Here is a 21073-nt window from a genome sequence, read left to right on the forward strand (position 1 = left end):
TGGCCTGGCGCCCCGTTTGGCCGGCATGCCGTCGGACCAGTGCGCCCGAAGGGGTTCGTGACTCGGACGGCGCGGGTGGCGGCCGAGAAAGTCGACCCAGCCGCCAGTTCTAGAGAACTGCTTGCATGGCCGCGAGCAGTCCGGCCGGGTCGATGGGCTTGGGGACCGCGCCGTCCATGCCGACCTCTCGGTACGCCTGCTGCTGGTGGGTCATGACATTGGCGGTCAAGGCCAGGATCGGTGTCGGCGCCCCGGTCCGCCCAACCTCCTCCTGACGAATGAGGCGCGTGGCCGTCATGCCGTCCATGACGGGCATCTGTACATCCATCAGGATCAAGTCCCACTCACCAGTCCGCCAGGCTTCCACGGCCTCCTTGCCGTCGTTCACCACCACCGGTGCGACGCCCGCCTGCGCAAGGATGGCCTGGATGACAATCTGGTTCACGGGGTTGTCTTCGGCGACGAGGACGCGAAGGTCGCTCGCCGACTCCAACTCGACCTCCCGCGGGCCGTCGCCCGGCAGGACAGATGTCCTCTCACCTTCCAAGCGGGCCAGGGGCAATCGGACGGTGAAAGTAGACCCAACACCTTCCTCGCTTTCGAGGGTGATCTCGCCTCCCATCAGTCGCGCGAGTTCCTGGGAGATCGCCAAGCCAAGCCCGGTACCGCCGAACTTTCGGGTAATCGAAGGGTCGGCTTGGGTGAATTTCTGGAAGAGTTCGCCGATCTTCGCCGCTGAAATGCCGATCCCCGTGTCGCGAACCGTCAGCCGCAGCTGTCCGTCGGCGTAGGAGACATCAAGCTTGATCTGGCCGTCGTCGGTGAACTTCAGGGCGTTGGAACAGAGATTGTTCACGATCTGACGGATCCGCGTCGGGTCACCGCCAAACCGCCCTTCCGCCTCCGGTTCGACCACGCATGAGACCGCCACGTCCTTCTCCGCGGCCAGCACCGTGAGACTGGTCTGCGCCGCCCGGACAATCTCGGCGAGATCCACCTCGCCCTCTTCAAGGGTCAGCCTGCCGGCCTCGATCTTGGAGATGTCCAAAAGGTCGTCGAGCAGGCTAAGCAGTATCCCCCCCGATTGCAGGATGATCTGAACCTGCCCTTGCTGCCGTTCGCTCAGCGCTTCCTTGGACAGCACCATGCCCATTCCCAGGATCCCATTCAGGGGTGTTCTGATTTCGTGGCTCATCGCGGCCAGGAAGCTGGACTTGGCCTCATTGGCCGCCCGCGCGGCGTCACGGGCGCTGATCAGATCAAGCTCCGCAAGCTTGCGATGGGTAATTTCCTGGAGGGCGCCGATCAAGCGAACCGGCTTACCTGCCGCATCCCGCTTTAGCGAAGCGGCGGAACGCACCCAGACTTCTTTCCCGTCCTCGCGGTGGATTCGGCACTCGATATTGTAGGGACTGCCGCCCATTTCGTGGACTTCCCAGGCCGCGATCGCCGCTTCACGATCAAGCGGATGGATCAGGGCGAAGGGATCGCGCGCAAAGGCCTCATAGGTCTGGCCCTGGCCGAGGAAGGAGTCGGCGGCGCCTAGCTTGGTCAAGGTGCGTTGAGCATAGTCCACCTCATAGACGTGGAGATCGGCGATCTCCACGGCGACGTGCAGGCTCTGCTCTGCGCGTTCTGATCGTTCCAGAGCGGCTCGGATATCCGCGAACGCCGCAGCCTCCACGACCAGCCTCTGTTCCCGCCCGGTCGCCTCGAACGCGCACTCCATCTCCTTGAGTCTGGCTTCGAGGTGCTGGTGAAACTGGGCAGACTGGGCCTCTAGCCTGAGCCTCTCGATCCCGTCCTTGCGAAACACCTCCGCGGCCCTGGCGATGTCGCCGATTTCATCGGCTCTGTCAGCACCCGTGACCTCGACATCGAACCGGCCCTTCGCCAGTTGGCGCAGGACGTCGTTTAATCGTCTCAAGGGGCGGGTGATACTTTGGGTCGTCAACCATCCGGCCACTCCGGCAAGCACCACGAGCGCCGCGAGGCTCACGCCGACCTGGACCTCGACCCTTTGCATCTGGCGGCGTGTGGTCTGCAGGTCCGAGGACAAGAGTGCGCCTTGCCCTCCGGCAAGGCCGGCGTCGCCGGAGTTCCCCACCAGCAGGATCTGCGACCGCCGGAAAAGGGGAAGAACCTCGGCCTTGAAGACCTTCTCCACCGCGGCGGTATTCCCGCTGTCGGCGGCCTCAAACGTGGCGGCTTGCGCCGCCTTGAGCTTGGGCAGGATAGCCGTCAGTTCGCGCCAGTCCGTCCTGCTCTCAGCGCTGGCAAGCCCAGGCGCCAGCCCTTCCATCGTTGCGCTGAGCTGGTCGATACGATGCCACTGCTGGGCCCACTCCCGGCGCATCGATGGATCGCGGGTTATGATGTAGCCGCGCAGCGCATTGGCGGAAGACACGGTTGCGCTGGACAGTCTCAGGGCCGCCAACGCCGTAGGCGCTCGGAGCTCGTCGCCGAGACTCACACGACGAACCGAGTCATGGACGAGCGGCAACACTCCGCCCACCGCCACCACCATCAGGAGGACTATCGCGCAGAATCCCAGGGCCAGTCGACCGCCTGTCCGTAGATTCAGCGGCATGACTTGGCTCTCCGGCTCGCCTGAAGTGCGCCTTGGGATGTAGGCGGGTCTGCCGCCATCATCACAGGCAAGGCCGTGACCCCCAGTCTTTGTCGCGCCCAGGCCAGGCTAGGCCTGCCCGAGGCACGATGCATTGAGCCTTGCTCGCGCGCCGGTTGATGTTTCTCAATCACCCCCTCAGGGTGTCGAAACTTTCTCCGGTTTGCCCCGCAACGGAGCCTCGCCGCTCGCCGGGTTTTGCGCTGCCCTGTCACCCGATCGTCAGAACAAGGTCGTCAGGGACTGTCGCCCCCGACGCGCCCTGGGGTCGGGTCGACGCGACCCCGCCGGAAGGCAGTATCTTGTCGAGACTGATCAGAGTGACGATCCCCGCCTCCGTCGTCATGACCGCCCGCACGAAATCACGTACGATCTCGGCGCCGACGTCGGGCGCCTCCTGCAGCATGTCGGCCGTGAGCAGCAGAATGTCGCAAACGGCGTCGACGAGGAGGCCCATTTGGCGGCCGGCGACCTCTGCGACCACCACCACCGAGGATCTGTCCGACATCGTCGGCGCCAGGCCGAGGCGGGCGCCTAGGTCCACGACCGGCAGGATGGCGCCGCGCAGGTTGATCATGCCGCGGACGTAGGGTGGCGCGTTCGGCAGCGGCGTCGAAGGCGCCCAGCCCCGAATCTCTCGCACCGACATGATGTCGATGGCGAATTGCTGATCGCCGATCCGGACCGTGATCAGCTCCGCCCCGGCGGCGGGAAGGTCTGTGGCCACCATGGTCAGAAATCCTCCCAGCGCTCACTGGAGGGCGCTGCGCCAAGGCCGGCGGCCACCTTCTGGCGCAGGACCCGAGCTGGCGACGGACGGGCCGCCGTGGCGTCGGACACCAACCTGGGCCCGCCGCCTCGACCCAGGGCGCCCTGGGTGGCTCCACCGCCGACCCGGAATCTGGCGATGAGTTGGACCAGCTCAGCCGTCTCGGCCTTCATGGAGTGTGTGGCGGCCGTCGCCTCCTCGACCATGGCGGCGTTCTGCTGCACCACTTGATCCATCTGGTTGACCGCCACATTCACCTGGGTGAGTCCGGTGGCTTGCTCCTGCGCGGAGGCCGTGATGGTTGCGATCACCGAGTCGATTTCCGCGACCTTGGAGACGATGGACTGCAGCGCCTTGCCGGTCTCACCCACCAGGCTGACGCCCTGACCGACCTGTTGCGAGGAGGCCGAGATCAAGGTCTTGATCTCCTTGGCGGCTTCGGCCGAGCGCTGGGCCAGCGCCCGGACCTCCGAGGCGACGACGGCGAAGCCGCGGCCGGCGTCCCCGGCCCGAGCGGCTTCGACCCCGGCGTTAAGGGCCAGCAAGTTGGTCTGAAAGGCGATCTCGTCGATCACCCCGATGATCTGGCTGATCTGACGCGAGGAGTCCTCGATCTCCCCCATGGCGTGGACCGCTTGCTCGACCACCTCGCCTGAGCGCAGAGCTTCGGTCTTGGCCGCCGCCACGGTCGTGCTCGCGTGGTGCGCCCCCTCCGCGGTCGTTTTCACGGTTGCGGTGATTTGGTCGAGGGCGGCCGCAGCCTCTTCAAGTCCCGCGGCTTGCTGTTCGGTACGCCGCGACAGGTCATCGGAGGCCTGGGCCATCTCGTCGGAACTGGCGCCGATGCTGGACGTGGTGGCGGCGACGGCGGCGACGGTCTCTTCCAGGCTGGAGATCGCCACGTTGAAGTCTCGTTTCAGGTCGGCGTACTCCGCCGCCACGTCATCCGTGAGTCTCGCGGTGAGGTCGCCCTGCGCCAGGGCCGACAGCTGTCGCGCCATGGCCTGGACGACCTGCCGTTGCTGCTCTCCGGCGGCCTCGAAGGCGGCTTCGGTTTCCCTCAGCTTGGTGTCGAGATTGTTCTGGAATTCCTTTGCTTCCAACTCCAACGCGGCGCGGGCGAGACCGTTTTCGCGGAACACCTCCGCGGCTCTCGCGATATCACCTATCTCGTCGCCACGGTCGACGCCGGTGACCCGGAGGTCGAAATTCCCCTCGGCCATTTGACGCAGGAGCTGGTTGAGACGAGTCAGAGGGCTGACGATGCTGCGCGTGGTGATCCAGCCGGCGACGCCCGCGACCAGCACCAATCCGGCCAGTCCGACGAAAACCGCCAGTCGAGTCCGCTCCATCCCAACCCGCGCACCTTTGAGCTCAGAAGAGAGCAGCGCGCTCTGTCTGCCCGCCAGACCTGAGTCGCCGTCCTCGCCAACCAGCTGGGTCTGGACACCTAGGAACAGCGGTAGGACCTGGGTCCTCAGCGCCTCCGCAGACGCGGCCTGGTCGCCGGCTTCGGCGATTTCAAAGACCGAAGCCTGCGCCGCGCGCAACTTCGGCAGGGCTTCCGAGACCGCGCGCCATGCCTGCTGATTCTCGGCGCTGGTGAAGCGCGGCGACAGCCGCGACATGACGCCGGCGTTCCTGTCGATGAGCTCCCATTGTTGCTCCCATTGCTGGCGCATTTGAGGCTCACGGGTGATGATGTAGCCCCGCAGCGCGTTCGCGCTGGCGACCGTCTCGATCGACAGCTTCAGGCTCGTCGTGGCCACCGGCACGCGAAGTTCATCTCCCGTGGCGACGGCGCGAAGCGCGTTTTGAATGAGCGGGGCCGCAACCACCACCACCAGAAGCATCACTGCCGCAATGGTCGAAAAGCCTGCCGCCAGCCGCCCACCCGTGCGCAAGTTCAAAGCCATACGCCCATTCCCCTCTTGACCCTGAAGACAGATTGAGGATCGGGATATAAAATAGCGTTAATTTTGACTTCGATGACCTAAATTACAATGATATTTGAAACAACCACTCCAACCTATACATGCCGCTTGCTCTATACATAAGGATATATATCTTTTGTTATACTGAAGGCATTCGACCTTTCGACCATGACCGGTAAGATCCCATTCAAAGGGCGTCTTGGCTGGACATTCAGGTCCAACAATCTGGCGTCCCAAAGTCGCACTGGGCTTGAGCGCCCTGCGGCGCCCCAATATCCCCGGCCTGACTGGCGACGTGTCTTCGTATGGCGTCAGCAGGCTCCAATGCGTGCTGAGCGCCATGAAGACCGAAGCCTGGCGTAACTCTCATGCTCCCTTTTACGTCACGCAGGCGCGCGGGAGCCGTTCCGATCGCCGCCGCCGAGATCCACCAGGCCCCCTTCCGCGTGACGGCGATCGACGCCCGCTTGGCAGGAAGCTGGATCGTGCTGCGCAGCTGCAGCACGGCGGCTACGGGCGCGATCGCGGACAGTCGCTGGAGATGGACGCGCTCAGGCGATGCGCGCGACATGACGCTGGCCGACTTGGCCGCCCGTGCTCGCTCCAAGGCGGCCGTTGGGGCGCCGGGGTCGACGAGCCCGATGATCCGCGCGACCCATCAGCTCCGAAGGCCGTTGCTGACCCGCGGCGGCGAAGCCTGATCGCGCGAGCCGCCGGGCCATGACGTTGTTCCTGACCCTTTCACGCGCCATGGAGCGAACGCGACGCTCAAGATCGGGTGCGTCGCCGCCAAGGTGATCTGAAGGGGACCTGGAGCGACCCACCTGGGAGCATGAATCATTTGGCGCTGCCTTTCAGCCCAAGCACCAGTTCGGCAGGCCGTGTCAGTTCGCCGGCGAGGCGCCGCTCGTGGTGGATCTCTCCGGAAACGTCTGCGCGCCCCAGCTGCCGCCGCGGCCCGCGGCGGCAGCTGGGGCGCACGCGTCGCGCCACACCATTGTTGGGTCGCCCCCGGGCGGCTCGACGCTCTCCACGCCTCCGCCTGCCGCCAGTCTCCGGCCGCGAGACCTGACCCTGACAGGCGGGCCGTCAGGGTCAGGTCGTCCGGGACCGCAAAGTGGCCGCGACAACCGCCCGGCCCTGCTCCAATCGGGACCCGTCGGTACGCGGGTCTGCATTCATGGCAAGGCTGGAGCGGGAGAGGGGCCCGTCCCGCTCCCCGCCGTCTCAGTTCTCGAAGCTGAGCTGCACGCCAAAGGTCCGGCGCTCACCCAGAAAGCGGCGCTCGCGGGCGAGCAGCGCCGTCTCCACTGCGTAGGAATAGGCTTCGTCGGTCAGGTTCTTCGCAAAGGCCGAAATCGCCCAACGCCCGTCATTCAGGCGCAGGGTCGCGCGGGCGTTGACGAGGCCGTAGCTGGGGATCTCTCGGTAGGCGGTCGTGCCCAGGAAGCCCTGGGGGTTTGTGTCGCGCCACTGGTACTCGCCCCGCAGGACCAGATCACCCAGCGCGGCCACGGGCACCGTGTACTGAGCCCCGAAGCTCGCCGTCCACTCAGGCGCGCCAGGCACCTGCTTGCCGCGATGGTTCAGGGCGCCGTCCGGGTAGTCCGTGAACCGGGCGTGGAGGTAACCTATCGCCGCATCGACCTGCAGCGCGGGCGTTGGCCGGCCTCGGACCTCGAGCTCGGCCCCTTCGGCCTTCGACTCGCCGGCGTTCCGCGTGAAGACGACCGTGGTGCCATTGGGTTGGGCCTCGGCTACCTGGACCTGCTGGTCGGTATAGATGGCCTTGAACAGCGATAGATTGACCTGCAGGCGCCTGTCGAACCACTCGGTCTTGGCGCCGACCTCGTAGTTCCAGACATATTCCGGATCGAAAACCGCCGCAGTGGGGCCGAGCCGGAGGTTGAAGCCGCCGCTCTTGAAGCCGCGGCTGACGGTCGCGTAGGTGAACACGCCCTCGGCGGGAGAGTAGTCGAGCACGACGCGTGGGGTCCAGGCATCCCAGGATCGGGTGAGGTCCATCCGGTCAAGATTGATGGCCGCAGGCGAGCCGGCCACGCCGGTGCGCGAGACGTTCCGCTTCTCCTCATTGCTGTGGCGAAGGCCCAGGGTGAGCCGCAGGTCGTCAGAAAAAGCGTAGCGGACCTCGCCGAAGATGGCCTTCGCGGTTAGCTCGTTCTCCTGATAGCCGCGCTGAGCCGTCGGCGCGAAAAGGGCCCGCACGGTCTGGTCGTTGTTCGGATTGAGGCGCAGCAGGAAGTCCCAGGTGCCTTCGTCATGGAGGTAGAAGAGCCCGGCGATCCACTGCAGCTGACCATCGCCCTGAGACGTGAACTGCAGCTCCTGCGAAAACTGGTCGGACTGCTGCGCGAACTCGCTGGTGCCCAGGGGGCTGTTGGTGACATCCAGGTCGACCAGGAAGGCGCCTTCGCTGTCGCGGAATGCGGTGATGGACTTGACCCCCACCGGACCCAGAGAGGTTTCGGCCGTGGCGGAGACGCCATAGTCCACAACGTCACGGAAGGTGGGAGCGTCGGCGGAGACGTCCCAATCGCCGCGCGCCGGGGTCACCCGCAGGAGGTTGAGGGCCGTCGCGTTCTCCAGGTATGGCTTGTACGGGAAGCCGTCGGATTCCTCCTCGCTGTAATCGGCCTGGACCAGAACCTTCAGGTCCTCCCCGAGCCGCAGGTCGAGCCCGGCGCGCGCTCCGAAGATGTCCGCCTCTCCCATGGCGCGGCGGGTGAACACGTTCTCGAAGCGCCCGCCGGTGTGCTTGCTGAGCAGCGCCAGGCGACCGCGCACCGCGCCGTCCGCGCTGAGCCGTCCGCTGAGCACGGCGCTGCCGCGGTGCGTATTGAAACTGCTGTACTCGAAGGCGCCGCCATATTGCAGCTCAGCGCTCGGCGCGTTGGTGATCAGATTGATCGTGCCGCCCACGGCGTTCCGGCCATAGAGCGTGCCCTGAGGCCCGCGCAGCACCTCCACGCGCGAGATGTCGAGCATCTCGTTCACCACCGCCATCGGGCGGGCGATGTAAACGCCATCGATGTGAAGGGTGGAGCTGGGATCGGCGCCGCCGGAGGCGATCCCGCGACCGAAGCCGCGGATGGTGATTGTCCCGCCGCCGCTGCCGCTCGAAATAGCCAGGTTCGGCACCAGGAACTGCAGGTCGGAGGGCGTCTTGATCCCCGACTGCTCAAGCGCCGCGGCGCTGATCGCGGAGATGCTGATAGGAGTTGTCTGAACATTGGCCTCACGCTTCTCGGCGGTGACCACAAGTTCTTCAAGCTGGGTCGCGCCTTGGCTTTGAGCCACGGCCGCAGCCGGCGACAGCGCGAGCGCAGCCGCCGAAGAAAACAGGATGCTTAAGCTTCGGATATACATGTCACCCCCCTCATTGGGCCCCGCCATCGGGCGACGCTCCGGTTGCTGTTGCTGATGGCGCGAGCCGTGCCCTTCCGGGTCACCGATACGCGGACGCCGCGCGCTCGGCGCCCGAGCCCGCAGCCGCGTGGCGTCGAACCGGGAGACACCTACGCAGGACCTTTGCCAAAAGTTTCCTATTGGCTAAATTCGTCTCACATCAAGGCGTGCGCCACCAGGGCCGGAGTCTGACGAAAGGTGATTCAGACTTGTCCGATCGTCTCAAAAATCAGGCGCTCTAATAAGGTGACAGCCACCCACGCCTTGCCCGAATTTTCACTATCGGTCCGCAATTCGACCGGTTCTGCAATTGTTATCTTTATAAGATTGCTCAACAATGAAAAAGGAGATTGTATTAATTCAAATCTATTATTGCTTTGCCCCACTATATACCTATCTTCTTACGACACTAGGCAGCCAATAGCTTAAATCAAAACAGTAGTTATTCGCTCGCGACAATGTCACGTCGTCGTTTCGCCAAGAAAATCGGCGCCTGTGAGACTTATTCTCGCGCCACATCGTTGCGCCTAGGTCACATTTGTCCACTATGATGGAATTCGCTGTTAGGCCGGTGGATTTCATGCGCATCCGCACCGGGGGAGCGAGCAGTCCTTGGCCCACCCTTTGCTAGGCGCAGGAGCCTAGGGAACCGCGCTCGCGACGGTGATGCTCCATCTCTCGGATCGACCGACCGATGAGTGACGTCGCGGCGACGAGAGCTTCCACGCGCCCTATTGACCTAGGGTCGTCTTGAGCAGACATTCAACCATAGGAAGCTGCGAAGACCTGGTGTCGTCATGAGCTCGGGGGAGCAGATGACCTACGCAATCTTGCTTGATGACTACAACGATGATCCGGGTGACAGCCAATACCATGTCACCGCGTCGGGAACCCTTGCCGAGTGCAAGGCCACGACGATGCACGACTACCGCCACGTCTCGTGGCTGAAGTCGGACTACGTGGAGGGGGCATCGGAGCCGATCGCACTCGTGGGCCCCAAGGGCGGCGTCAAGAAGGGCCGGATCGTGAAGCTGACGGCCGTGGCAGGGGGGGATTGAGCATGAAGCCCACCATCATAGTCTTGGTCCTCGGCCTAAGCGGCTGCGCGGCCTTCGGTGGCCCGAAGGTCATCTCGGATCGCTACGCGAAGATCAGCAGCGTCGCGACGCCGGCCCCACCGGTCAGAATCGAGGTGGCGACTGATGAGGCCGACCCGAAGGACGGCGGAATCGCCATCACGGCCCTCAGCGACCGCGGCCAGGCCGCGCTGATCGAGCAAACCAAGGGAAGCCCTCCTCTGAAGCTCAAGTCGTCCAAACCTCCGAGCGACTTCAGCGTCACGACCACGGGCTCGATCACCCGCAAGATGGTCATGACCTTATGGCCGGAAAAGCGCCTCCCGCTGGGCGACCGCATCGACAGCATCGACGTCAAACTCAAGGTGCGGCCCGAGCAGGCCGAAACATGGCGCATCTCGAGCTGGACCCAGGCCAGCGACGGAACCACTGTCAAGGTCGTGGGCAAGCTGACGGACGAACGCGCCCAGAAGCTGACGGGGGAGAGCGGCATCACGACCGGCGCCGCTCTCACGGGCCTCAAGGTCGGTGGCGAGGCCAGCCACTCCGTGACCTCGGCTTTCGACATCGACGACGAGACGCCCTTCGTCGCCAGCGTTTCGGGGGGCGTAACGCGCCTGCGCTCGGTGGCCGGCTGGCGGCAGAACCTAATGAAGGGCTACGAGATCGACGTCGTCGTCAGCACCCTGGACGACTTCAGCGATGCGGCGATGAACGGTGAATACTTGGTCTCCTTCTCCCCGCTACGCATCAAGGACGAGAAGAACGAGGGCCAGATGCTGCCGGCCCCCGCTGCTAAGGTCGAATTGACCGAGACTCTGTCCTTCATGCCGAAGGATGCCTGGCTCCCCATCTGCGGGACCGCCGAGCTGGACTATGGCGTCCGGCACATCTCCAACGAGGCCGGCTCAAGGACCTTCTCGGAATCCGACGACGAGGTCCAACCCCAGATGGGTCACGACGAAGTCGGTTTCATGCTGGCCCCTCCTCCCCTGACGCCCGTCTACGGCCTGTGGGTCGGCAAGCGTCCCCTCGCCTACATGAACAGCGCCGGCCGCATCAGCGACATCAAGTTCGCCGACTTCGCGGACGCCATGGCTTTCCTCACCTGGATCAAGGTTACGAAGGACGTCACCGGAACACTCTCCAACGGCGTCACCTTTGGCCTCCCCGACCCCAAGGGCGTCAGGAGCCTGACCGCAGCCGATCTGCCGTTTGTCCAGGTCGGCGTCGCCAATCTGAGCAGGATGGAGAAGGCGAAGGCCGCGCTGCTCAGGGGGTGCCCGGGCACGGCGAGGTAGCAGCCCGAGGAGATCGGGCGCGCCTCTCTCATGGGCGAACCGGTCCACGGCCTCAGCCCGTTGGTGGCGGCAGTCTATCCGCAGTGTTCACCGGTCATCTGACCTCCTGCCTTTGCTCGGCGATGTCGCGCGCACGGGCCCTCGAACCGGTAATCGTGACAGACTCCAGCAGGGTCGCATTGCAGTCTTGGCTTCGGCGGCTGTGTGGTCCGCCGGCGCCACACACCCGGCCCTCCGAGTGGGGGCGGCAAGCGCGACGAAGATTGAAAGCGGCTGGGCCCGCGCTGACGGTCGCCGCCGCGCGGGCCTACTGATCGCCTGGGACGCCGGGCTTGGGGGCGTGGCGTCTGGGGCCGGGGTGAACAGGCCAGCCTTTGGCGATCAGCGATCGGGTCGCTTCCATTGTCGAGGTCGAATCAATCCTAGGCCGGGACGGGCCAGCTCACATTGCCGGTGGTCAAACCAGCGCTTGATTATTGCGCGGCCCCGGGGGGGACGGGTTGTCTTCAGCCGCGAGCACTCAAATTTCGCGCGCCAGTGAGACCGACGCAGGCGTCTCGAAGGCTGCAGGAGCCGTCAGCGCTTGCAGGGAGGTGTCCTGATTGATCGGAAAGGCCGAGCATGAATGCCCGCCCGATCCGCTGGACCGACCGAACAATCCAGCGACGCCCTTCGGCATCCACGAGCTCCATCCCGACCTGCAGATCCTCCGCCAAGGTGCGCGGGCCACAGGTTGTGAGTGCATCCAAGTCAGGCAGTCCCCAGACGTCGGAGTCCGTCGTGAATCCCAGAACAGGAAAGCGGAACTCCGCCTGCGCCGTCTTCATGCCCGCCCCCGACTCCGCACCGAACGAAACAGGAACCTAGGCAATACCGGCAGGCTTGTGAAGCTGCAATCAGCGCGTGCGTTTCGGGGGCGGGCCGGGACGCGAGAGGTTTTCGACACTGTCTGCGGCGTAAGCCGCGAGACCAGCGGGCACGGCCTTCGTCCAGTCGGTCGTGCCATACCAGACACGACGAATAGGATCGTACCGGGGCTTACCTCCCCAGCTTCCCGTCAGACGACGATGCTGCTCCCTCGGTAGCACCTTCAGCAGTGCATAGTGGTTCCTTGGATCTTGCGTGTTGCGACCAAGTCCCTTGAGCGGAATGGTGTGATGAATTTCCTGCCCGGGCTTCGCCATCCCGACCCTGCGCAGTACCTTGCGAGACGCGTCGGCGGTGACAGAGTTCGTTTTCAAAACTCCTACGCCCTTTGACGCCGCCCTCACGCCCTTGGCCACCACACCGACGGGCAGCGCATCGGCTACAGCCATCGCGCCGTTGAACGCCGCGCCGGCGTAGTTTCCATCCTGCAAGTCGGCAGCGGCCTCCCAAGCCGGACCCACAATTGGAATGAATGACTGTGCTGTCGTCGGACGCTGGATGTCCGGCCCATTCTGGAAATCGTAGAACGCCTCCTTGGCCAGACCGAGCGGCGAGCGAAGTCCGCGATCCTCGGCCTGTCGTTGCGCCCGGATCCTTGCCATCTCCTGATCGTAGCGTTCACCGGCCGCATCCGGCACAGTTCGAGGCTCACCGCGAGGCATTCGCGCCATTTCGTTCTCCATGGATTTGTTGCGGGACCACACGGCGCCGGCCCTGGACGACCTGATCGCGCATCGCTGTCGAGGGCCGTTAGCCTGCAAACCTTGCCGCGTGCTTGCTCAATTAATATCCGGGTATTATCCAGGTTGACGGCGACTGCTCGGCCGCACGTCGCCACCAGGAGTTCAGATGCCCACGATCGACACCTTCACGGCCTTCGTTGGGCGCCGCCGTATCGCGGCCGGAACCCTGCGAGAGGTCGTTCCGGCCGTGAAGGCGGCGGCCGACGCCAACGCGACGCATCTCCTGGTCTTCAACGACGCCACCGGACAATCCATCGAACTCGATCTGCGAGGCTCCCTGACGGAGGTGCTGGATCGACTGAGTGACGCACCACAGGCCGAACCGGCCAGGCCGGCGGGCCGCGGCCGGCCCAAGCTCGGCGTCACGGCGCGCGAGGTGACCCTGCTTCCACGCCACTGGGACTGGCTGGCGGCCCAGCCCGGCGGCGCCTCGGCGGCGCTTCGGCGGCTGGTGGAGGAGGCCCGGCGCACTTCGCCGACCACCGTGCGCCAGGCTCAGGACGCCGTGCACCGGGTCATGTTCGCGATCGCCGGCGACCTGCCGGACTTCGAGGAAGCAAACCGAGCCTTTTATGCCAAGGACTATGCCCGCTTCGACAGCCTCACGGCCGACTGGCCCCAGGACGTCGGCGACTATGTTCGGACGCTGGTCGGCCGCGTCGCCGTTGCAGGTGACCAGCGATAAGCTAGGATCGCGTCCACGCACGCGGCCCGCCAGAGGCGCGGCGTCGGAGGATCACCATGGACGCCGCCATTCCAGCTTCCCTGCGCCACAGCCGCGACCAGTTGATGGCGAGCCATCCCTACGTCAGGCCGCACGACGAGGCAGGCTATCATCTGCACGGCGGGTTCGATGCTGCGGGCGCCTATGTGTCGCCCCGCGTGCTGAACCGCTGGCCGGCGGTGCACGCCTGGGGCTCGGCGCTCAAGACACGCGGCTGGCCGCTCATTGACGCCACCACCTCGCTCCTGAAACTGCCGAACTATCCGACGGTGGCGCAGGAACGCCTGCTGTTGCAGAACGGCCTCGGCCAGAGCTTCTGGAATTCCCTTACCATCACCGGGATCGTCGAGGCGCGCGGCAAGGCCCTGGTCAGCTACGTCGCGCCGGACATGCGCAAGCTGATCGTCGAGGACATCAGCGACACGGCCACCGGCCACCTTCACCTCGGCCTGCTCGAAGCCCACGGCATGGACGAGGGCGGCGGCGATCCCCGAACGCCGGCGCTCGGCGCGCACGACGCCATGTGGTTCGCCTGCCGTGACCTGGTCTTCGGCAAGGACGCCTATCCCATGCCGGCTCCGCCCGAGAGCATTTCGCGGCCGGTAGACGTAGACCGGGAGATGCCCTTGATCGGCCCGGAATATGAGGGCCTCATCAAGATGCTGATGAACGTCCTGATGATCGAGGTCCGGGCGGAATCCTTCTTCGCCTTCTGCTGCGACGTGCTGCGCGATCCCGGTCTCTTCGTCGACCGGCGCGCCGCCGCCGACCAGGCCGCCGTTCTCGTCGAGCGCATCCGCCAGGACGAGCAGATTCACGTCGGCTACCTGCAGGCTGCGATTTCCGAACTTCGTAGCTTCACGTTCCGGACCACCGATGGCCGCGAGGTTCCGGGGCTTGAGATCATCGACCCCGTCTGGGCCGACATGGTGGACTGGCACGGACTTCGCGAACGCGAGGCGTCCCGTGGACGAACCCGCGCCGAGATCGAACGCCAGGCGATCGAGAAGCTGGGTCCCGAAGCCGCCGCGCGCCTGATCGCCCAGTTCGATCGCCTCGAGGCCGCCGCCTGAGCCGCCTATCGCCCCCGCCGGCTGGCTTCGAGCTCATGCTCGGCATCATGCGTCTCGACGGCGAGCCGCCTAGCGGCGTCGCAATTCACGATCTGAACGCCCCGCTGCACGTAAGCGATTTCCAGGTCCGCCGTCGAGGGATTCGGCGGCAAGACGTGTAGGCCGCAGGGTCGCTTAGCCTCGGCCGGCATCTCGATCTGTGGCGCAACCCTTGAGATCCGGGGCGAGCTCGCACAGCTTGCGGTCAGCGCGGCCAAGACGAGCGGCGCGATCGGCATCAAGGGGCGCATCGGCGTCCTCCGCTTGCAGGGCTTGGGGAATGAGAGTCGCCGCGACTTCGGCGGCGGCTTCGCGTCTTCGCAACACCACATCGACGCGCGCGGCGCTGACGCGCGCGCCTTGGGTCTCACGGGCGGCGACCTCGGCTCGCGCCAGGGCGGCTTCGGTGCGCGGCCTCTCCTCGATGGCGCCGTCACGACGACCGCTCCAGTAGAAGCCGAGGCAGACCAGGGCGACGGCCGCAAGGGCGCCGAGGGACAGGGCCAGGCGGGCGCCGATCATCGTGTCAGCCCCGCGTGATATCCGCCATCCGGCGCCTTGGTGAGGATCTGGCGGCGGAACCGGTGATCGAAGCTGAGATGCACCCATTCCATGCGCGGCTTGGCCGACGACGGCGCCCTGATCTATTTCGAGGACCAGCGCAGCGCCCCCAGCGCCGACATGCTGGGCGAGGTGGTGGTCCTGGAGACCGACACCGACGAGGTTCTCGTCAAGCGCCTGCTGCGCGGCAGCGGGCCCGGCCTCTACGATCTGGAGAGCATCGCCGGCCCCACCCGGCGCGACGCGCGTCTCCGCTGGGCGGCCCATATCACCGCGATCATCCCGCCCTACCAGGCCCGCCGCATCATCATTCGCGATCGTTGAGGATCGATGTAATTTTTCTGCGATTCAAGTTGGTGTTCCCGTGTATCTAAAATACATCTCCCTGATGCACGTCTTCGAGACCCCGGAAATCGCCGCCATGTTCGCCGCCGAGATGCAGGCCGAACAACGGCGCGAGGCTCGGGCGCGCCGGGAGGCCGCCCGCAATGCCGGCGTCTGCTGGTCCGGGCTCGGTGCCGCACCCCACCAACCCCGTGATCGCGGCACGCTGCTGGCCGAGGCCACCGCCAAGCTCGCAAGACGACACGCCTGGCGCGAGAGCCCGCCGGGAGCCTTCCTGTCAGCGGTGGTGAAGGCCCAACTCGCCGCCCGCGCAGCCCATGAGGCCGGCGAGCGCGCCCGCGCCGCCGGCGAGCGCGACGAAACGGGCGAGGCCGCGGCCTGCGCGGCCGCCGCGCAGGAACTTGAGGCCCAGGCCCTCTTGCTTCTGGCCAGCGCTCAGGCGGCTCGCACCGCCGCCGTCAGGCTCGCCGCGCCGACTCGGGCTGTGGACTGAAGCGGCGGCGCCAGGTCATCTGCTCGAACTGGCGCTCGCGGACCACTTCGTGCAGCAGGTCGGCCAGGTCCAATACCTGGTCGCGCGACATGCGCCGCGTCATGGCCCGGATCTCGGCGGCCACCTGCGCCATCGCTTCCGACGGCAGGCTGTCTTGATGCTCTGGCATCTGCTGGGCCCTCACTTCGGCCTACTCGCCTCAACGGGGAATTCGGTCTGAAGTTCCCGCAAACCGGGCAGGCTCACGTCCCACCCTTGACCACCGGATCGCGACGGCGCAGTTAGGTAGTTCGACAACCTAACTAGTTTCTGAGCCGGATGACCCTGCAGCTCGACAGTCCCGAACCGACGAAACTGGCGGAGGCGTTGCGTCCGGCCCTGCTGCGCGTCTCCCGCCGCCTGCGGCAGGAAGCTCAGCGCGCGGGCGTCTCGGCCCTGGACGCCCTGATCCTCGGCCAGATCATGCGCATTCCCGGCATCGGGGTCTGCGACCTAGCCGACGCCGAGCAGATGTCCCGGCCGACTATGAGCAGCCATGTCAAACGGCTGGAGGCGGCCGGCTGGGTCGTCCGCGCCGAACATGCCGACGATGGCCGACGTTCCGGTCTGGCGGTCACTCCGGCCGGCGCCCGCCAGATGGAGGCGATCCGCCAGCACCGCAACGATTGGCTGGCCGCCCGCATCGCCAAGCTCGACCCGGCCGCACGCGACGACCTGGGCGCCGCTATCGCCCCCCTCCTCCAACTCCTGGCGCTCGAGCCGTGAGCCCGGTCGACGGGCCTCTCGAACGCCAGGACGGCTCGGCTGTGACCCGGGGTTGGGTGATTCCGGCCATCATCGGCTCGGCGATGCTGATGCAGACCATGAACGCCACGGTGCTCTCCAACGCCCTGCCGACCATGGCCGTGGCGCTGCACGAGGACCCGCTGCGGCTAAACCTCGCCATCACCATGTTCCTGCTGGCCTCGGCGGTCTTCCTGCCGATCAGCGGCTGGGTGGCCGACAAGTTCGGCGCCAAGCGCATCTTCATGATCGCCATGGTGCTGTTCGCCCTGTCCTCGGCGGCCTGCGGCCTGGCCCAGGACCTGACGCAGTTGGTCATCGCCCGCATCTTCCAGGGCATGGCCGGCGCCATGATGGCCCCCGTCGGCCGCCTGGTCCTGCTGCGCACCACGCCCAAGGCCGAGCTGATCGGGGCCATGTCGGTCATGACCATGCCGGCCCTGCTGGGGCCGGTGATCGGACCGGTGGTCGGCGGCGCCATCGTCACCTTCGCCGACTGGCGCTGGATCTTCTTCATGAACCTGCCGGTGGCGGTTGTGGGGGTCTTCCTGGTCCTCCGCTACGTGCCCAATGTCAGCGAGCAGCAGGTCTCACCCATCGATTGGACCGGCATCCTGCTGACTGGCCTGGGGCTCGCGGGACTGATCTTCGGTTTCGAGAACCTTGGCCGCGACATGCTGCCCGACGGTCTGGTGCCGGGACTGTTCCTGGGCGGGTTCGCGGCGCTCGCCCTCTACTGGCGGCACGCACGGGGCAATCCGCACGCCATCATCGACCTCTCGGTGTTCCGCATCCAGACCTTCACGGCTTCCGTGGTCGGCGGGGCCTTCATGCGCATCGCCATGGGGGCGACGCCGTTCATGCTGGCCATGCTGCTGCAGATCGGCTTCGGCATGTCGCCGTTCCAGGCCGGCCTGATGACCTTCATATCCGCGGCCGGAGCCCTGGTGATGAAGACCACCGCCCCGCCCATCCTGCGCCGCTTCGGGTTTCGGACGGTGCTGGTGGTCAACGCCGTCATCGTGGGGATCAGCTTCATGGCCTATGGCCTGTTCACGCCCACCACGCCCCACTGGCTGATCATGACCGTCCTGGCCATTGGCGGGTTCTTCCGCTCGTTGCACTTCACCAGCCTGAACGGCATGGCCTATGCCGATATCGACCAGGACCGAATGAGCCGCGCGTCCACGACCTCCTCGATGATGCAGCAGCTCGTCCAGTCCATCGGCATCGGCCTGGCCGCCACCCTGATGCACGCCTTCATGGTCGCCCGCGGTGAGACCCATCTGACCACCGGGGCGATCTCGCCTGCCTTCGTCGTTCTCGGTGCGCTCACCTTCGTCTCGCTGTTCTTCTTCGTGCCGCTTCCGAAGGACGCCGGCGACGAGATGAACGGCCGGCTCAAGGTCTAGCCGAACCCGCGACCTGGCCGTCGAGCGGCGCGGTCATTTCGCAGATCAGCCCTTCCGGGGGAAACGCCAGCATGGCTGACCCGCCGAACGACCCGAGCGCTGCCCTGATCAGACGGGATCCGAAGCCCTCGCGCTGGGGCGGCGAGACCGGCGGCCCGCCGCTTTCGCGCCAGACGATCCGCAGGCCTTGCGGCTCCATGCTCCAGTCGATCGCCACGTCTCCGCCCGGCGCCGACAGCGCGCCGTACTTGGCGGCATTGGTGGCCAGCTCGTGCAGCACCATGACCAGGCTGACGGCCAGGTCCGGCTTCAACCGCACGAAGCCCGCCTCGCCATGCAGGCGCACGCAGGCTTGGTCGAACGGCGCCAGCGCCGCGGCGAAGATCTCGGTCAGTTCGGCGGTCTCCCAGACGTTGCGCGTCAGCAGGTCGTGGCCGCGCGCCAGCGATTGCAGGCGCTCCTCGAAAGCCCTTCGGAACGCGCCCGGATCGTGCCCGGCGCTGCGGAAGGCGTGGGCGGCGATCGCCTGAACGGTGGCCAGGTTGTTCTTCACCCGGTGGTTCAACTCCGCCAGCAGCAGGTCCTGGCGTTCGCGCGCGACGACCTGGGCGGTGATGTCCTGCGCAGTTCCGATGACCCGGCGCGGCCGACCGTCGCCTGCGAACACCACCTGGGCGGCGCCACGCACCCAGGCGGCCGACCCGCGTGCGCCGGCCGCCGTCGTGCGGTGCTCGACGACATAGGCGCCGCTGTCCTTGCCGGCCAGGGCGTCGCCATAGGCGGATTCTACCAATGGGAAGTCGTCGGGATGCACCGCCGCCGCATAGGTGGCGAAGTCAATGGCGGCCTCTGGCCCCACTCCGAACAGGGTCCGCATCCGAGCGTCCCAGTCCACCTGGTCGGTCGCCAGGTCGTACTCCCAGAGCCCAAGCCCGGTCGCGTCGAGCGCCAGGGTCAACCGCGCCTTCTGGCGGTCGGCGTCTCGTTGGGCCTGGTGGCGCGCGGTGACGTCGAGCACCACGAAGGCGACCCGTGGCCGCTCCCCAGGCATGGGCGAAAAGGTCCCCAGGAACCAGCCGCGCCGGCCGCCCTCCAGCGAGAACGGATACTCGGACGTTTGGGTCTCCTGGGCGGCCCAGCAGGCCCGCAGGGTCGTTAGCCGCGCGTCGATCTGCGCCCGCGTCACGCCGAGATCCCGGCCGGTCAGACCATCCAGGCCTCCCTCGCTCTTGCCATAGAACGCCGCGGCGTTGGAATTGGCGGTCACATATCGGTAGTCGTCATCGAGCAGTTCGAACACGCCCGCGATCACATCGGCGGCGTCGAACATGGCCTTCAGCAGCGCCGCGCTGCCGATGTCGGAGCCGGACCAGCGGCTGGCGCTCTCGTCATCGATCATCGGCGCCGGACTCCCACGATACAGACGTCGCGGCATGCTAGCGGGTGGAACCCCTGGGGCCTAGGCCACAGGCTGGTCCTCGATCGCCGGCTCGACGCCCGCGGAGTCGTAGACCGCCTGGTCCAGTATGCCCTGGCGCTTGGCCACCAGCGTCGGGATCAGCGCCTGACCGGCGACATTGGTGGCCGTGCGGCCCATGTCCAGGATCGGGTCGATGGCCAGCAGCAGGCCCACGCCTTCCAGCGGCAAGCCGAGCGTCGACAAGGTCAAGGTCAGCATGACGATCGCCCCGGTCAGGCCGGCGGTCGCCGCCGATCCGATCACCGATACGAAGACGATCAGCAGGTAGTCGGTGAAGGCCAGCGGCACGCCGTAGAACTGCGCCACGAAGATCGCGGCGATGGCCGGATAGATGGCCGCGCAGCCGTCCATCTTGGTGGTCGCCCCCAGGGGCACGGCGAAGGCCGCATATGCACGCGGCACGCCCAGGCCGGTTTCGGTCACCGTCTGGGTCACCGGCAGGGTGCCGATGGACGAGCGCGACACGAAGCCCAGTTGGATCGCCGGCCAGGCGGCCAGGTAGAATTTCACCGGATTGAGCCCGTTGAGCGCCAGCAGCGCCGGATAGACCACGAACAGCACCAGCCCGAGGCCGATATAGACCGCTGCCGCGAACGCCCCGAGCTGGGCCAAGGCGTCCCAGCCATAGTGCGCCACCGCGTTGCCCAGCAGGCCGATGGTGCCGATCGGGGTCAGGCGGATCACCCACCACAGGATCTTGCGCACGATCGCCAGAGCCGAGGCGTTGAAGGCGAGGAAGGGCTCGGCCGCCGCCCCGCTCCGCAGCGCCGCAATGCCGGTGACCAGCGAGATCACCACGATCTGCAGCACGTTGAACGACAGCGCGGTGGTCGGCGACCCGTCGGTTATCTTGGTGGCGGCGCTCAACCCCAGCATGTTCGACGGCACGAGCCCCTTGAGGAAGTCCATCCAGGAGCCCTGGGTGCTCGACGCCTCCGCCGCCGCCACGGCGACGCTGGTGTTGACCCCCGGCTGCAGGACCAGGCCGAGCGCGATGCCAATGCTGACTGCGATCAAGGCGGTGATCGCGAACCACATGAGCGTGCGCCAGACCAAGGCCGCGGCGTTCTGCAATTCCCGCAGATTGGCGATGCTGGCCACGATGGCGGTGAACACCAGGGGCGGCACCAGCACCTTCAGGAGCTGGACGAAGGTCGAGCCCATCAGCTTCAGGGCTTCCGACAGGCCATGGCCCTGCTGCCCAGGCTCGGTTCCCAGGTTGCGGGCCAGCATGCCGAGTGCGAGGCCAACCACCATGGCGGCCAGGACCTGGAATCCGAAGGATCCAAGAAATCCCCGCCGCTTGCCGTCCGCCTGCGCCATGTCAGCTCCCGATCGCCACCGCTCGCGAGCATGGC

Annotated in this window: 18 protein-coding genes; 8 read left to right on the forward strand and 10 right to left on the reverse strand. The window is 66.2% G+C overall.

Annotated features, from left to right (window positions below; all coding sequences use genetic code 11):
• Nucleotides 1-109 precede the first annotated feature (109 nt).
• The 4 genes from M9M90_RS13985 to M9M90_RS14000 all read right to left on the reverse strand — a co-directional run bounded on the left by M9M90_RS13985 (nucleotide 110) and on the right by M9M90_RS14000 (nucleotide 8650).
• Nucleotides 110-2590, reverse strand: a complete 2481-nt coding sequence (locus tag M9M90_RS13985; protein ID WP_254833831.1) for an ATP-binding protein — start codon at nucleotides 2588-2590, stop codon at nucleotides 110-112.
• 250 nt (nucleotides 2591-2840) lie between these two features.
• Nucleotides 2841-3365 carry a chemotaxis protein CheW gene (locus M9M90_RS13990; protein WP_371876934.1) on the reverse strand — a complete coding sequence of 175 codons (525 nt, stop codon included), beginning with the start codon at nucleotides 3363-3365 and terminating at the stop codon, nucleotides 2841-2843.
• The gene (locus M9M90_RS13995) at nucleotides 3362-5314 is read right to left on the reverse strand and encodes a methyl-accepting chemotaxis protein (protein ID WP_254833833.1); all 1953 of its coding nucleotides are present in this window, start codon (nucleotides 5312-5314) and stop codon (nucleotides 3362-3364) included. The genes M9M90_RS13990 and M9M90_RS13995 overlap by 4 nt, the downstream gene beginning before the upstream one ends.
• Before the next feature lie 1245 nt (nucleotides 5315-6559).
• On the reverse strand, nucleotides 6560-8650 hold the full coding sequence (locus tag M9M90_RS14000) for a TonB-dependent receptor (RefSeq protein ID WP_254833834.1): 2091 nt from the start codon (nucleotides 8648-8650) through the stop codon (nucleotides 6560-6562).
• A 923-nt stretch (nucleotides 8651-9573) separates the two neighbouring features.
• Here M9M90_RS14000 and M9M90_RS14005 point away from each other — a divergent pair.
• A complete protein-coding gene (locus M9M90_RS14005) occupies nucleotides 9574-9816 on the forward strand; it encodes a hypothetical protein (RefSeq protein ID WP_254833835.1) in 243 nt (80 codons plus the stop codon).
• Nucleotides 9817-9818: 2 nt separating this feature from the next.
• Complete coding sequence (locus M9M90_RS14010; RefSeq protein ID WP_254833836.1) at nucleotides 9819-11135, forward strand: hypothetical protein; 1317 nt, start codon at nucleotides 9819-9821, stop codon at nucleotides 11133-11135.
• Between the two features lie 520 nt (nucleotides 11136-11655).
• Here M9M90_RS14010 and M9M90_RS14015 read toward each other — a convergent pair.
• Nucleotides 11656-11814, reverse strand: a complete 159-nt coding sequence (locus M9M90_RS14015; protein WP_254833837.1) for a hypothetical protein — start codon at nucleotides 11812-11814, stop codon at nucleotides 11656-11658.
• A gap of 217 nt (nucleotides 11815-12031) precedes the next feature.
• The gene (locus M9M90_RS14020) at nucleotides 12032-12733 is read right to left on the reverse strand and encodes a hypothetical protein (RefSeq protein ID WP_254833838.1); all 702 of its coding nucleotides are present in this window, start codon (nucleotides 12731-12733) and stop codon (nucleotides 12032-12034) included.
• Between the two features lie 178 nt (nucleotides 12734-12911).
• Here M9M90_RS14020 and M9M90_RS14025 point away from each other — a divergent pair, with 178 nt between their 5' ends.
• Together M9M90_RS14025 and M9M90_RS14030 are read left to right on the forward strand one after the other, a co-directional pair.
• On the forward strand, nucleotides 12912-13490 hold the full coding sequence (locus tag M9M90_RS14025) for a DUF2239 family protein (RefSeq protein ID WP_254833839.1): 579 nt from the start codon (nucleotides 12912-12914) through the stop codon (nucleotides 13488-13490).
• 56 nt (nucleotides 13491-13546) lie between these two features.
• On the forward strand, nucleotides 13547-14602 hold the full coding sequence (locus M9M90_RS14030) for a hypothetical protein (protein ID WP_254833840.1): 1056 nt from the start codon (nucleotides 13547-13549) through the stop codon (nucleotides 14600-14602).
• 174 nt (nucleotides 14603-14776) lie between these two features.
• Here the strand turns inward: M9M90_RS14030 and M9M90_RS14035 are convergent, their stop codons facing one another.
• Nucleotides 14777-15163, reverse strand: a complete 387-nt coding sequence (locus tag M9M90_RS14035; RefSeq protein ID WP_254833841.1) for a hypothetical protein — start codon at nucleotides 15161-15163, stop codon at nucleotides 14777-14779.
• A 90-nt stretch (nucleotides 15164-15253) separates the two neighbouring features.
• Here M9M90_RS14035 and M9M90_RS14040 point away from each other — a divergent pair, with 90 nt between their 5' ends.
• Nucleotides 15254-15526 carry a S24/S26 family peptidase gene (locus M9M90_RS14040; protein WP_254833842.1) on the forward strand — a complete coding sequence of 91 codons (273 nt, stop codon included), beginning with the start codon at nucleotides 15254-15256 and terminating at the stop codon, nucleotides 15524-15526.
• Between the two features lie 40 nt (nucleotides 15527-15566).
• Nucleotides 15567-16040: a hypothetical protein gene (locus tag M9M90_RS14045; protein ID WP_254833843.1), complete on the forward strand. Its 474-nt coding sequence runs from the start codon at nucleotides 15567-15569 to the stop codon at nucleotides 16038-16040.
• Here the strand turns inward: M9M90_RS14045 and M9M90_RS14050 are convergent.
• Entirely contained in the window at nucleotides 16006-16209 is a 204-nt protein-coding gene (locus M9M90_RS14050; RefSeq protein ID WP_254833844.1) for a hypothetical protein, read from the reverse strand. The two genes, M9M90_RS14045 and M9M90_RS14050, sit on opposite strands and share 35 nt — an antisense overlap.
• A 149-nt stretch (nucleotides 16210-16358) precedes the next feature.
• On the opposite strand from M9M90_RS14050, the gene M9M90_RS14055 reads away from it, so the two are divergent.
• Complete coding sequence (locus tag M9M90_RS14055) at nucleotides 16359-16805, forward strand: MarR family winged helix-turn-helix transcriptional regulator (RefSeq protein ID WP_254833845.1); 447 nt, start codon at nucleotides 16359-16361, stop codon at nucleotides 16803-16805.
• Nucleotides 16802-18235, forward strand: a complete 1434-nt coding sequence (locus tag M9M90_RS14060) for an MFS transporter (protein ID WP_254833846.1) — start codon at nucleotides 16802-16804, stop codon at nucleotides 18233-18235. Before M9M90_RS14055 ends, M9M90_RS14060 begins: the two co-directional genes overlap by 4 nt.
• Here M9M90_RS14060 and M9M90_RS14065 read toward each other — a convergent pair.
• Nucleotides 18225-19634 carry a sensor histidine kinase gene (locus tag M9M90_RS14065; RefSeq protein WP_254833847.1) on the reverse strand — a complete coding sequence of 470 codons (1410 nt, stop codon included), beginning with the start codon at nucleotides 19632-19634 and terminating at the stop codon, nucleotides 18225-18227. The two genes, M9M90_RS14060 and M9M90_RS14065, sit on opposite strands and share 11 nt — an antisense overlap.
• Before the next feature lie 60 nt (nucleotides 19635-19694).
• The gene (locus tag M9M90_RS14070; RefSeq protein ID WP_254833848.1) at nucleotides 19695-21038 is read right to left on the reverse strand and encodes a dicarboxylate/amino acid:cation symporter; all 1344 of its coding nucleotides are present in this window, start codon (nucleotides 21036-21038) and stop codon (nucleotides 19695-19697) included.
• Nucleotides 21039-21073: the final 35 nt, after the last annotated feature.

Origin of the sequence: Phenylobacterium sp. LH3H17, from assembly GCF_024298925.1 — a bacterium.
Lineage (GTDB): Bacteria > Pseudomonadota > Alphaproteobacteria > Caulobacterales > Caulobacteraceae > Phenylobacterium.